The sequence below is a fragment of the Streptosporangium roseum DSM 43021 genome (assembly GCF_000024865.1).
In the GTDB taxonomy this organism is placed as follows: domain Bacteria; phylum Actinomycetota; class Actinomycetes; order Streptosporangiales; family Streptosporangiaceae; genus Streptosporangium; species Streptosporangium roseum.
This window is the reverse complement of the sequence record NC_013595.1, coordinates 3022983-3034892: the sequence shown is the minus strand read 5'-3', so window position 1 is coordinate 3034892 and position 11910 is coordinate 3022983. Positions and strand designations below refer to the sequence as shown.

Below are 11910 nucleotides of genomic sequence, written 5' to 3'. Positions count from 1 at the left end.
TCACTGTCCGTAACCACACCTCGCGGCGTTATCGGGTAAACCCTGACGCTCCGGTCACCGAAGGTGCCTACCCCGGGCATCAACCCGGTGGTTGGGGCATATGTTGCGAGGGAGCACAATCAAGTGAAAGCAGTACATAAGAGAGCCGGGGGGCCACACCATGCCGTCTGAGTACGCCAAGTCGCTGGGTGCACGACTCCGCGCCATCCGCACCCAGCAGGGCCTGTCCCTGCACGGAGTCGAAGAGAAGTCCCGTGGACGCTGGAAGGCGGTTGTCGTCGGCTCCTACGAGCGCGGGGACCGCGCCGTGACAGTGCAGAAGCTTGCCGAGCTGGCCGACTTCTACGGAGTTCCGGTCTCGGAGTTGCTGCCGGGGGGCGCCGCCCCGAGCCCGCTCGGCCCGACACCGAAGCTTGTGATCGACCTTGAGCGTCTTGCCCAGCTCCCCAAGGAGAAGGCAGGCGCGCTCGCCCGCTACGCGGCCACGATCCAGAGCCAGCGTGGCGACTACAACGGCAAGGTGCTGTCCATCCGCCAGGAGGATCTCCGCTCCCTCGCCGTGATCTACGACAAGTCCCCCACCGAGCTCACCGAGGAGCTCATCAACTGGGGTGTCCTGGACCCCGAGGCACGACGCGCCGTCGAATCCTTCTGACGACCTGTCCGGTCGTGGGTGCGCCGGGACCCGGCGTGCCCACCCACCGGGAAAACTTGCCGTCTCGTTAGAACATCGCCTTCATCGCGCCACGGGCGACGGTCCCTGTGGTAGGAAAAGGCAAACATGGCATTTAACGAGATGTGGTGGACATGGCAGGGGGAGAGGATCGGCACGATCACTCTCAAAGACGCCCAAAAAGCCGTCTCGACGCCCTCATGGCGTCTCTGGGGTCGACCAAGACCCGCGCGTTCCTGAGGCTGCTGACCTCCGTCGGGGGGAGCAGGACCCAGGACACCCTGAAGCTCCTGCCTTTCATCGTCATGGCCCTCGTGGCCCTGATCGACTTCGGTTCCGGCCCGACGTCCGGCCTCCTGCCCCTGCTCGCCCTGGGCCCTGCCTTCGCCAGCGTGGCCTGCGGGCTGGCCAGGACCACGGTGGTCGGCGTGATCGCCCTGGCCCTGTGCGTCGCCCTGGGCCTCTACAACGACATTCTCTGGACGCCCCGCACCAACATCACCATGGTCGCCATCCTCGGCGTCACCGTGGCCAGCGTGCTGGCCAGCGCCGGGCGGCTCCGCCACGAGAGGCAGCTGGCCGACGTCCGCTCGGTGGCCGAGGCCGCCCAGCGCGTGCTGCTGCGGCCCGTGCCGCGCCGCGCGGGGCCGGGGATCGGCGTGGCCGTCTCCTACACCTCGGCCACCGCCGAGGCCAGGATCGGCGGTGACCTGTACGAGGTGGTGACCACCCCGCACGGGGTCCGGATCATCGTTGGAGACGTCCAGGGCAAGGGCCTGGAGGCCGTGGAGACCGCCGCGGTGGTCCTCGGCGCCTTCCGGGAGGCCGCGCACGACGAGGCCAAGCTCCAGGGAGTGGTGGCCCGGCTGGAGAACGCCCTGACCCGGGAGCTGTCCGGCGAGCAGTTCGTCACCGGCATCCTGGCCGAGATCACCGGCGGCACCTCGATCACCGTGATCAACTGCGGCCATCCGTCGCCCATGGTCCTCGGCGCCGACGGCGAGCACTGGTTCGCCGACCCCCCGGACGAGGCGCTCCCGCTGGGCATGGGCTCGCTGAAGGCCAGCGAGCCGGTGCCGCACCAGATCCCGTTCGAGCCGGGGGACCAGGTCCTCTTCTACACCGACGGGGTCATCGAGGCGCGCAACGGAACGGGTCAGTTCTATCCGCTCCCGGCCAGGGCGCACCTGCTGAACGGGGCCGACCCGCAGCTCGCGCTGGACGCCCTCCGCGCCGACCTGCTCCGCCACGTGGGCCGTCCGCTGGGCGACGACGCCGCCATGCTCCTGCTGCGCCACCGGGCCGCCCGCCCGGCCTCCTCGGCTGCCTGACCGGCCCCAGACGCCGCCGGGCGGGCCGGAACCGGCCCACGGCGGGCGGAGGCGCTGAAGGCCCCGTGGTACGGCGAGCCCGACCGGCGGGCGCCTGGCCGCGCCTCGGGCGGGCACACGGCCGACGGGCCGGGCCTCAGGGGACGCGGCCGACGGGCCGGACCTCGGGGCACACGGTCGGCGGGCCGGGCCTCGGGGGCGCGACCGGCGGGCGCCGACGCCCGGCCTCTCGGGTCAGTGCGCCTAGCCGGCGAGGGGGACGCGGCCGGGCAGCATGGGCTGGGTGGGCACGCCGAGCAGCCCCTCCACCGTGGTGACGAAGCGCTCCGCCTCGGAGATCAGCTCCTCGGCGTCCCGGGCCGACACCACGCGGGTCATCCCGGCCTCGGCGGAGGCCCGCTTGGTGGCGCTCACCTCGAAGTAGGGGGCCCAGTCGGCGAGCCGCGGCTCTGCCTCGGGCAGCAGCTCCCAGGCGCTGCGCAGCCGGCGCCTGCGGCCGTCCATGGGGCGCGGCCGTGCGGCCAGGACGGCGGCGGCCGCCCTGAGCGCCGCCAGGTGGGCGGCGACGTAACGGGTGGCGGGGGTCCGGGCGGCGGCCGCCTCTTCCAGGCAGTCACGCGCGTCGGTCAGGTGCGCCCGCACCGTGGGCGACAACCGGGGCCCGCCGGAATCGCTGAGCCGAGGGGTCATGTGCTTCAGCCTCCTAGGTCGCAAGCGGCTCCCGGCGACTTCGCCGGTGACGTCAACACTTGCAGACCCCACCGACAAATTCCCCGGGCGGCGGGACGAGGAGCTTCCCCTCTCCCCGTCCGCCTCGACCCGGCCCTGCCGTCTGCGACGACGGCGCGGGCACGATCGACCGCCCTGGACGTGATCCGCGAGTCCCACGTCATTACATCGAACATAAATTCGATCACTCGTAGTGTCAAGTAAAGCGACGAACAAAGGTTCGATCTCCCCGGAGACGGCAAGGCCCCGGGAGATCAGGATCTCCCGGGGCCTCGACCTGCGGCTATCGGACGAACTTGCCCCGCACGTGCACCGGGACGCTCTTGCCCAGCAGGCCGGGGAGCATCCCCGCCACGTTCATCGGCAGCCGGACGCAGCCGTGCGAGGCCGGGGCGAGCGGCACCGACAGAGCGCCGTGGAAGGCGATGCCGCCGTTGAAGAAGATCGGGTTGTAGAGCTGGCCGAGGTAGGACTTGTGCCAGCCGTTCCTGCGCCAGGTCGTCTTGTAGTCGCCCGTCGGCGTGCGGGCGTCGCCGCAGAAGCGCTGGACCTTGCCGTTCCAGTTCGCCGTCTCGCAGTACGGGATCCCGCTCCCGGAGGAGGTGTGGCTGATCAGCTTCACCTGCCCGGCGACGTAGAGGACCATCACCTGCTTGGCGAGGTTCATCTCGACCCGGGTCGGCTTGCCGTTGGGCACCAGCACCTTCGGCGTCCTCGGCGCCTCCAGGGCGTTCCAGGTCCTGCGCGCCACGGTGCTGGTCGGCGAGATGTCGTTGACCTTCTGGAAGGCCCAGACGGCGGCCTGGGTGGCCCCGCCGTACCGGCCGTCGATCTTGCCGGGCGCGTAGCCGAGCTCCTTCAGCCGGGTCTGAAGCACCTTGACCTCGGCGCCCTTGGCACCGATCTTGAGCGTCTTGCCGGGCGCGACGAACGCGGCGGCTCCGGCCTCCGCCGCGACGACCCGGGCCGCCGAGGGGGCGGCCTGGGCGTTCGCGACGCCGAGGGAGCCGAGCGAAGAGACGAGCACGGCCCCCGCTGTCATGAGCGCGGCCACTCCGAGCCGCCGGTCAACCCCCACGTAAAATCATCCCCTCGTGTCACCGATGTCCGAACCAAGGGACCATAGTGTACGAACCGCTTGTCTCCGCCAGAGGTGATGAAGCGGTAATCAATGGTCAATCTGTTTAGAGTGGCCGCGTGCCAGAAAAGTTGCATCCCAACATCGAGAAGGTCGCCGCGGTCCTGGGCGAGCACAACGTCGCCGGCGAGATCGTCGTCTTCGCCGAGGCCACCCCGACCGCCGCGACCGCGGCCGCGCAGCTCGGCTGCGAGGTCGGCGCCATCGCCAACAGCCTGGTCTTCGACGCCGACGGGGCTCCGCTCCTGGTGCTCACCAGCGGCGCCCACCGGGTGGACACCGGCCTGATCGCGGAGACCGTCGGCGCGGCCAAGGTGAAGCGGGCCACCCCGGAGTTCGTACGCACCGCCACCGGACAGGTCATCGGCGGCGTCGCCCCGATCGGCCACCCGGCCCCGCTCAGAACGCTGGTCGACACCTGGCTCGGCAGGTACGAGGTCGTCTGGGCCGCCGCGGGCCACCCGCACACGGTCTTCCCCACCAGTTTCGCCGAACTGGTCCGCATCACCGACGGCACCCCGGTGGAGGTGGAGCGTTGACCGGCTGGAGCGCGGGCGTCCCCCGGCGCGGCACCCCGCCCGCCGGTCCGGCGCGGGAGGACCGATGACCACCGTCTGGCACAACCCTCGCTGCTCCAAGAGCCGCGCGGCGCTGACGGCCCTCACCGACTCCGGCCGGGAGGTGACCGTCCGCCGCTACCTGGACGATCCGCCGACGCCCGCCGAGCTGTCGGAGGTCCTGGACCTGCTCGGCCTGGAGCCGTGGGACCTCACCCGGATGGGCGAGGATCGGGCCGGGGAGCTCGGCCTGGCTACGGCCGAGCGCGAGCGGGACCGGTGGATCGCGATCCTGGTCGCCAACCCCGTGCTGATCCAGCGCCCGATCGTGCTGACGGAGGACGGCCGCGCGGTGGTCGCCCGCGACCGGGAGGCGCTCAAGGACCTGCTGTAGTCCGGCTCGGCCACCCGCCGCGGCCCGGGTGCTCAAGGAGCCGCCGCCGTACGGGACGGAGAGGGCGGGCGGCGGGCCCGTCCCCTCCCCCGCGGCGGCCGGCCGCCCTCCCGTCTGTGCCCGCGGGTAAAAAGCGCTCCAGTGATTTATGAAAATTGCTAAACATCACTTACGCACCTTTCGACACCCCGGCCGATGTCTGCCCTGCTAGGGTGCGTGGCGTGATCGGACTGCGACGGGTCGGACCCGATGAGTTCACCACCCGGCTGGACGCGGTCCTGGAGATCTACATCGCGGCGATGGACCCGCCCGCCGACCAGCTCCCCGGCCGAAAGACGATCATGGGGAACCACGCCCTCCACCCGGGATTCACCTGCCTGTTCGCCGAACGCCCCGACGGGACGCCGGTGGGCCTCGCCTACGGCTTCCACGGGGTCCCCGGGCAGTGGTGGCACGACGTCGTCCACCGGGCCATCGCGGAGCGGAACGGCGAGGGCAGCGCGCGCGGCTGGCTCGGCGACGCCCTGGAACTCGCCGAGATCCACGTCCACCCCGACCACCACGGCAAGGGCATCGGCCGGGCGCTGGTCATGGGCATGTGCGCCGGCCGCCCGGAGCGCACCGCCGTCCTGTCCACCCGCGACCAGCCCACCGCGGCCCGGCACCTCTACCGCAGCGTCGGCTTCGTCGACCTGCTCACCCAGTTCGTCTTCCCCGGCGGCTACGAGCGCTACGCGATCCTCGGCGCCGTGCTCCCGCTGAAGGGGTGGGCCCGCCAGGGGGCCGCGGGCAGCGGCTCCGGGCCGCCCTCGACCGCTCCCTCGCACTCCGGCGGGTGACGTGCCCCGCCGATGGCATCGCGAGAGGGCCCGAGCCGGCCGGCACCGCCGGTCCCGCTAGGCGGTCAGCACGGCCTTCGCCGGCGCGACGTCGAGGGCCTGGTAGACCTCGCGGGTCGCGCTGGAGCGGTTGAAGGTGATGAAGTGGATTCCGGGCACGCCCTCGTCGAGCAGGGTCTGGCAGAGCTCGGCGGCGTGCTCGACCCCCAGCTGCCGCACGGCGGCCGGATCGTGGGCGACGGCCTCGAACCGCGCCGCCACCTCCGCGGGGAACGGCGCGCCGGACAGCTGCTCGGACCGGGCGATCGTGCTCATCTGCGTGACGGGCATGATGCCAGGGATGATCGGGGTGTCGCAGCCCCTGGCCGTCACCCGGTCGCGCAGCCGCAGGTAGTCGTCCGCCTGGAAGAACATCTGGGTGATCGCGTAGTCGGCGCCCGCACGGCACTTGCGGACGAAGTGCTCGGTGTCGGCCTCCACCGAGCCCGACCTGGGGTGCTTGTAGGGGAAGGCCGCCACGCCGACGCAGAAGTCGCCGGCCTGGCGGATCAGCCGGACCAGCTCGTCGGCGTAGAGCACGCCCTCGGGGTGGCGCACCCACTCTCCCGTCGGGTCGCCGGGCGGGTCGCCCCGCACGGCGAGGATGTTGCGCACGCCCGCGTCCGCGAAGCGGCCCACCAGGTGGCGCAGCTCGCGGATGGAGTGGTTGACGGCGGTGAAGTGGGCCACCGGGGTCAGCGTGGTCTCGTGGGCGAGCCGCTCCACGAGGCCGACCGTGCGGTCGCGGGTGCCGCCGCCGGCGCCGTAGGTGACCGACACGAAGGCCGGACGCAGCGCCTCCAGCTCCCGGATGGCACGCCAGAGCTGCCGCTCGCCCTCGTCGGTCTTCGGAGGGAAGAACTCGAAGGAGAACGACCGGCCACCGGCCGCGAGAAGCTCGCGGACGGTGGGCACGCGGTCGGGAAGGATTGACGGGCGACCCAGAGCCATATCCCTAGGGTACTGGCCGCCCGGCCGGCCGCCACAACCATGAGCAGGGGACGAAACACCCACCTCTACAGATAGGAGTCGTCGGTCTGGCCAGATAATGTCAGTGCATGACCACTTCCGCCGCCGCGCTCGATACCATCCGCTTCGAAGTGGATCGTTCTCTCAAAGAGTTCGTCGAGCGGCAGCTACCCCAGGTCAGCGCACCCGAGGTGGCCCCTCTCATCTCCGCCGCCGAGGAGTTCCTGGCGGGCGGCAAGCGTCTGCGACCGGCTTTCTGCTACTGGGGCTGGCGCGGCGCGGGCGGGGGCGACGATCCCGCGCTCTTCACCGCCGCCGCCTCGCTGGAGCTCCTCCAGGCCAGCGCCCTCGTGCACGACGACGTGATGGACGCCAGCGACCTGCGCCGGGGCATGCCGGCGGCGCACCGCAGGTTCCAGACGCTGCACGAGAAGGCGGGCTGGCACGGTTCGGCCGAGCAGTTCGGCGAGGGCGCGGCCATCCTGCTGGGCAACCTGATGCTCATCTGGTCCGGCGAGATGTGGCGCGGCAGCGGCCTGCCCCCCGCTTCGCTGGCGGCGGCCCAGCAGGTCCACGACCACATGCGCACCGAGCTGATGTGCGGCCAGTATCTGGACCTGCTGGAGCAGGCCCACGGCGAGAACACCTTCGACAGCGCGCTGCGGGTCGCCCTCTTCAAGAGCGGCAAATACTCGGTGGAGCAGCCGCTCCGGCTCGGCCTGGTGCTGGCCGCGCGGGGCCGCGCCCCGTGGATCGACCGGCTCTGCGAGGAGTACGGCCGGTCCGTGGGCATCGCCTTCCAGCTCCGCGACGACATCCTCGGGGTGTTCGGCGACCCGGCCGAGACCGGCAAGCCCGCCGGAGACGACCTGCGGGAGGGCAAGCGGACGATGCTCATCGCCCGCACGCTCTCCGTCGCCTCCCCCGCGCAGGCGGAGGCGGTGCGCGGCACGCTCGGCGACCCGGCGCTGGACGCGGCCGGGATCGACCGGCTCCGCCAGATCATCGCCGAGACCGGGGCGCTCGTCGCGTGCGAGGAGATGATCAAGAACTATCTGGAAGACGCCCTGACCTCGCTGGACGACGCCCCGATCACCGAGGAGGCCCGTGCGGCCCTGGCCCACCTGGCCGTGGCCGCGACCTCCCGCCGCACCTGACCCGGTCCGGGCGGCGGGCGCCCGGTCAGGCCCCGGGCCCGTCGGCTCAGGCCCCGGGCCCGTCGGCGGTGGACCGCCCCGCAAGGCACCCGCCCCGCAAGGCACCCGCCCCGCAAGGCACCCGCCCTGCAAGGCACCCGCCCCGGTCCGGCGCGCCCGGCCGGGGACGGCCATGAGCGCGCCCGGTCCGGGTCCGCCGTCGGGACCGCCGCCCCTCAGCCCGCGGCGGCCAGCCTCCGCTGGAACTCCTCGGCGGCCGCCTTCGGGTCGTCGGCCTCGGTTATCGCCCGCACGACCACGACCCGGCGCACGCCGTACGAGATGACCTCGTCCAGGTTTGCGAGGTCGATGCCGCCGATGCCGAACCAGGGCCGGTCGGTGCCCAGGGACGCGGCGTGCCGCAGCAGGCCGGGCCCCGGGGCGTGCCGCCCGGGTTTGGTGGGCGTCGGCCAGATCGGGCCGCAGCAGAAGTAGTCGACACCGGGCTCGACGGCCGCGGCGGACGCCTCCTCGTCGGCGTGAGTGGAACGCCCGATGAGGATGTCGTCGCCGAGCATGTCGCGCACCACCGGCACCGGCAGGTCGTCCTGGCCGAGGTGGAGCACGTCGGGACGGGCCGCGTAGGCGATGTCCGCCCGGTCGTTGACCGCCAGCAGCCTGCCGTGGCGGTCGCAGGCCGCGCGGAAGACCTCGAGGAGCTCAAGCTCCTCGCGCGCCTCCAGGCCCTTCTCGCGCAGCTGCACGATGTCGACCCCGCCCGCGAGCGCCGCGTCGAGGAAGTCGGCGAGATCTCCCCGGTCACGGCGCCCGTCGGTGCACAGGTAGAGGCGGGCGTCAGAAACCGAGGGCCTGGGCACGCCGCTTGACCTCGGTATGGCGGCCCGCGACGATCGCGTCCACCGGTGACCCCGGCAGGGTCTCGTCTGGGGTGAACAGCCACCGGAGTGACTCGACGTCGCTGTATCCGGCGTCGAGCAGCACGGTGAGCGTGCCCGGCAGTCCCTTGACGACGTCGTCGGTCCCGAGGAACGCGGCGGGGACCTGGGGCTCGCCGCCTCCCCGCCGGACTCCGATGAGCTTGCGGTCCTTGAGAAGTTGCTTGGCACGACCGGCACTGAGGTTGAGCCGCCTGGCCACCTCACTCAGGGTGAGCCACTCGCCCACCAGCTGGTCGGTTTCCCGGTCGATCTGCGCAACAGAAAGCGTCACGAATCCACCACTACCACATCGAGCCCTTCGCCAAACACCTGGCGGCGAGGTTACGCCGCCGTACAGTCGCGCAACGCTACCGCAGGGTCGGCCAGGCGATCGACGTCGAGACGCTGGCCGCGCTCGATGAGACGGCGTCCCTGGACCAGGTCGCGGGGGCGGTTGACGGCGAGGACGGCGGTGAGCCTGTGGTCTTCGGCCACCCAGCAGACCGCCCATTTGGCGTCGGTGGCCGGGTCCCCGCGCAGGACCAGGCTTTCGCCGTCGTGGTGCCCGGCGTACTGCACCATGTGCCCGAACTGCTCGGACCAGAAATAGGGCACCGGGTCGTAGACCGCGTCGTCGCCCAGCAGCGCGGCCACGGCCACGTCGGGGGCGCCCAGCGCGGTGTCCCAGTGCTCGACCCGCATGCGGCGGCCGTAGCGGCGCGACCACCAGGCCGCGCAGTCGCCCACGGCGACCACGTCCGGCAGCGAGGTGCGCAGGTGCTCGTCGGTGACGACCCCGTTCTCCAGTTCGAGGCCTGAGCCGGCCAGCCACTCGACCGAGGGCCGCACGCCGACGCCGGTGACGACCACGCCGGCCTCGACGGTGGACCCGTCGGCCAGGGTCAGCCCGCCCTGGTCGACGGAGGCGACCGCGGTGCCCAGGCGCAGGTCCACGCCCGCCTGGGCGTACCAGGAGACGGTGTGCGCGCCCACGGGACCGAGGGCGGCGCTCAGCGGGACGCCGGCGGCCTCGACGACGGTCACCTCGCAGCCCGCGCGGCGGGCGGCGGTGGCGACCTCCGCGCCGATCCAGCCCGCGCCGATGACGGCGACCTTCGTCCCCGAGGTGAGCAGGGCGCGCAGTTCGAGCGCGTCGTCGATGGTGCGCAGCACGTGCTGCGGGCCGTCGCCGCGCAGCCGGATCGGGCGCGCGCCGGTGGCGATGACCAGCCCGCCGTAGGCCAGCTCGCCCTCGGTGGTCTCCACCACGCCCTCGCGCAGCCCCTTGGCGGCCACGCCCGCGCGGAAGTCGACCTCCAGGGCGTCCAGGTCGGAGTCGACGACCGTGGAGTCGGTCTCGCCCAGCAGGACGCTCTTGGACAGCGGTGGACGGTCGTAGGGCCGGTGCGTCTCCTCGCCGATCAACGTGATCGTGCCGCCGAACCCGCGGGCCCGTAACGCCTCGACACTCCGCACGCCGGCCAGGCCGGCGCCTACCACCACGACATGATTCACAACTCACGAGCCTAAGCGGCCGGGCCGACCCGCTGCCAACGCGGTTTGATAACGAAAACGGTATTTAGCTCACACCGGGCGCGGTAAGCGTGTTGTGCCAGCCCTTAGGGTGGGAGGGACAAGACGCGCGGGAGCCCGGAACGCACCGGGCTGAGAGGAGGGCTGCGGAGCGACGAGGACCGCGGTGAGCCCGGTGACGTGCGAGGACGTCGCGCCACAGGCGCGAGCGAGCACGGCGCGGGGCCGACGGCGGGCCGAGCGCGGCCGCAAGCGGGCCCTCGACCGCCACGAACCTGATCCGGGTCATGCCGGCGAAGGGAGCGGAGCACGTATGGCGCACCGTTTCGACGTCCTCGTCATCGGCGGGGGCGTGGCCGGGCTTTCGGTGGCCTGGCGTACGGCCAGGCGGGGGCTGACGGTGGCGGTGGTCGATCCCGCCCCGGCCTCAGGGGCCTCGCACGCGGCGGCGGGCATGCTGGCGCCGGTCAGCGAGGTCACCTACACCGAGGAACCCCTCCTCCGGCTGGGCCTGGCCTCCCTGGCGAGGTGGCCGGCGTTCGCGGCCGAGCTCACCGCCGACAGCGGTCACGACCTCGACTACCGCACCGACGGCACGCTGGACGTCGCCTTCGGCGCCGACGACCTGGCGGTGCTGGACGACCTCGCCGCGTTCGTCGACAAGCTGGGACTGCCCGCCGAGCGGCTCACCGGCCGCGAGTGCCGCCGCCTGGAGCCGATGCTCGCGCCGTCGGTCCGCGGCGGCCTGCTGGCCGGCGCGGACGCGTGGGTGGACCCCAGGAGGGTCACCAGGGCCCTCCTGGCCGCCCTGGAGCGGCGGGGGGGCGCTCAGGTCCGGGCCAGGGTCACGGGGCTGGAGACGGCCGCAGGCGCGGTCACAGGCGTACGGCTGGCCGGCGGCGGGACCGTCGGTGCGGCGCGGGTGATCCTGGCAGCCGGGGCCTGGTCGGGCACGCTGGAGGGGCTGCCGCCCGAGGTCCTGCCGCCGGTGCGGCCGGTCAAGGGCCAGATCATGCGGCTGCGCTCCCCCGTGCCGGTCCTTCAGCGGTGCGTGCGGGGCGTCGTGCACGGTTCGCACGTCTACCTGGTGCCGCGCGGCGACGGGGAGCTGGTCGTCGGGGCCACCCAGGAGGAGATGGGCTTCGACACCCGGGTGACCGCCGGAGGGCTGTGGGAACTGCTGCGCGACGCTCGGGAGCTGGTCCCCGGCGTGACGGAGCTGGAGCTCGCCGACGTGGTCGCGGGCCTGCGCCCCGGCACCCCGGACAACCTGCCGCTGGTGGGGCCCACCGCCCTGCCGGGCCTGTCCCTGGCCACGGGACACCACCGGGGCGGGGTGCTGCTCGCCCCGCTCACCGCCGACCTCTGTTCCGGCGAGGCGGAGCCGGAACTGCTGGAGATCTGCTCACCACTCCGCTTCCAGGAGCACTGATGAAAGTGACCATCAACGGCACCGCGCACGAGCTGCCCGCCGGGGCCACCGTGACGCAGGCCGTACAGAGGCTGACCGGGACCAGGAGCGGCGTGGCCGTGGCGGTCAACGACGAGGTCGTCTCGCGGGGCTCGTGGGACTCCACCGCGCTCGTGGAGGCCGACCGGGTCGAGGTGCTCACCGCGGTGCAGGGGGGTTGAGG

Annotated in this window: 14 protein-coding genes; 8 read left to right on the top strand and 6 right to left on the bottom strand. The window is 72.6% G+C overall.

Going from position 1 to position 11910, the window contains the following annotated elements; translation table 11 throughout:
• The first annotated feature begins 160 nt into the window (after window positions 1–160).
• The gene (gene bldD / locus SROS_RS13535) at window positions 161–655 is read left to right on the top strand and encodes a transcriptional regulator BldD (protein ID WP_012889498.1); all 495 of its coding nucleotides are present in this window, start codon (window positions 161–163) and stop codon (window positions 653–655) included.
• 218 nt (window positions 656–873) lie between these two features.
• Window positions 874–2004, top strand: coding sequence for a PP2C family protein-serine/threonine phosphatase (locus SROS_RS13530; protein ID WP_012889497.1), 1131 nt, complete (start codon window positions 874–876; stop codon window positions 2002–2004).
• A 243-nt stretch (window positions 2005–2247) separates the two neighbouring features.
• On the opposite strand, the gene SROS_RS13525 is transcribed toward SROS_RS13530, so the two are convergent.
• Both SROS_RS13525 and SROS_RS13520 read right to left on the bottom strand, forming a co-directional pair.
• On the bottom strand, window positions 2248–2694 hold the full coding sequence (locus SROS_RS13525) for an SAV_6107 family HEPN domain-containing protein (RefSeq protein WP_012889496.1): 447 nt from the start codon (window positions 2692–2694) through the stop codon (window positions 2248–2250).
• A gap of 322 nt (window positions 2695–3016) precedes the next feature.
• Window positions 3017–3811 carry a L,D-transpeptidase family protein gene (locus SROS_RS13520; protein WP_012889495.1) on the bottom strand — a complete coding sequence of 265 codons (795 nt, stop codon included), beginning with the start codon at window positions 3809–3811 and terminating at the stop codon, window positions 3017–3019.
• Between the two features lie 119 nt (window positions 3812–3930).
• Here SROS_RS13520 and SROS_RS13515 point away from each other — a divergent pair, with 119 nt between their 5' ends.
• The 3 genes from SROS_RS13515 to SROS_RS13505 all read left to right on the top strand — a co-directional run bounded on the left by SROS_RS13515 (window position 3931) and on the right by SROS_RS13505 (window position 5661).
• A complete protein-coding gene (locus SROS_RS13515; RefSeq protein ID WP_012889494.1) occupies window positions 3931–4410 on the top strand; it encodes a YbaK/EbsC family protein in 480 nt (159 codons plus the stop codon).
• A 64-nt stretch (window positions 4411–4474) separates the two neighbouring features.
• A complete protein-coding gene (locus SROS_RS13510; RefSeq protein ID WP_012889493.1) occupies window positions 4475–4822 on the top strand; it encodes an arsenate reductase family protein in 348 nt (115 codons plus the stop codon).
• Between the two features lie 221 nt (window positions 4823–5043).
• A complete protein-coding gene (locus SROS_RS13505) occupies window positions 5044–5661 on the top strand; it encodes a GNAT family N-acetyltransferase (protein WP_012889492.1) in 618 nt (205 codons plus the stop codon).
• Window positions 5662–5718: 57 nt separating this feature from the next.
• On the opposite strand, the gene metF is transcribed toward SROS_RS13505, so the two are convergent.
• Entirely contained in the window at window positions 5719–6651 is a 933-nt protein-coding gene (gene metF / locus SROS_RS13500) for a methylenetetrahydrofolate reductase [NAD(P)H] (protein ID WP_012889491.1), read from the bottom strand.
• Window positions 6652–6758: 107 nt separating this feature from the next.
• Here metF and SROS_RS13495 point away from each other — a divergent pair, with 107 nt between their 5' ends.
• Window positions 6759–7826, top strand: a complete 1068-nt coding sequence (locus tag SROS_RS13495) for a polyprenyl synthetase family protein (protein WP_012889490.1) — start codon at window positions 6759–6761, stop codon at window positions 7824–7826.
• A gap of 215 nt (window positions 7827–8041) precedes the next feature.
• Here SROS_RS13495 and thiE read toward each other — a convergent pair whose 3' ends face one another.
• Genes thiE through SROS_RS13480 form a run of 3 tightly spaced genes read right to left on the bottom strand, consistent with a single transcriptional unit; the run spans window position 8042 to window position 10258 of the window.
• On the bottom strand, window positions 8042–8683 hold the full coding sequence (gene thiE, locus SROS_RS13490) for a thiamine phosphate synthase (protein WP_012889489.1): 642 nt from the start codon (window positions 8681–8683) through the stop codon (window positions 8042–8044).
• Window positions 8661–9035, bottom strand: coding sequence for an Rv2175c family DNA-binding protein (locus SROS_RS13485; protein WP_012889488.1), 375 nt, complete (start codon window positions 9033–9035; stop codon window positions 8661–8663). The genes thiE and SROS_RS13485 overlap by 23 nt, the downstream gene beginning before the upstream one ends.
• Window positions 9036–9085: 50 nt before the next feature.
• Window positions 9086–10258: an NAD(P)/FAD-dependent oxidoreductase gene (locus SROS_RS13480; RefSeq protein ID WP_012889487.1), complete on the bottom strand. Its 1173-nt coding sequence runs from the start codon at window positions 10256–10258 to the stop codon at window positions 9086–9088.
• 331 nt (window positions 10259–10589) lie between these two features.
• Between SROS_RS13480 and thiO the strand changes: the two genes are divergently transcribed.
• Together thiO and thiS are read left to right on the top strand one after the other, a co-directional pair.
• Window positions 10590–11708 (top strand): glycine oxidase ThiO, encoded by a 1119-nt coding sequence (gene thiO, locus SROS_RS13475; protein WP_012889486.1) that lies wholly within the window; start codon window positions 10590–10592, stop codon window positions 11706–11708.
• On the top strand, window positions 11708–11908 hold the full coding sequence (gene thiS, locus SROS_RS13470) for a sulfur carrier protein ThiS (RefSeq protein ID WP_012889485.1): 201 nt from the start codon (window positions 11708–11710) through the stop codon (window positions 11906–11908). Before thiO ends, thiS begins: the two co-directional genes overlap by 1 nt.
• Window positions 11909–11910: the final 2 nt, after the last annotated feature.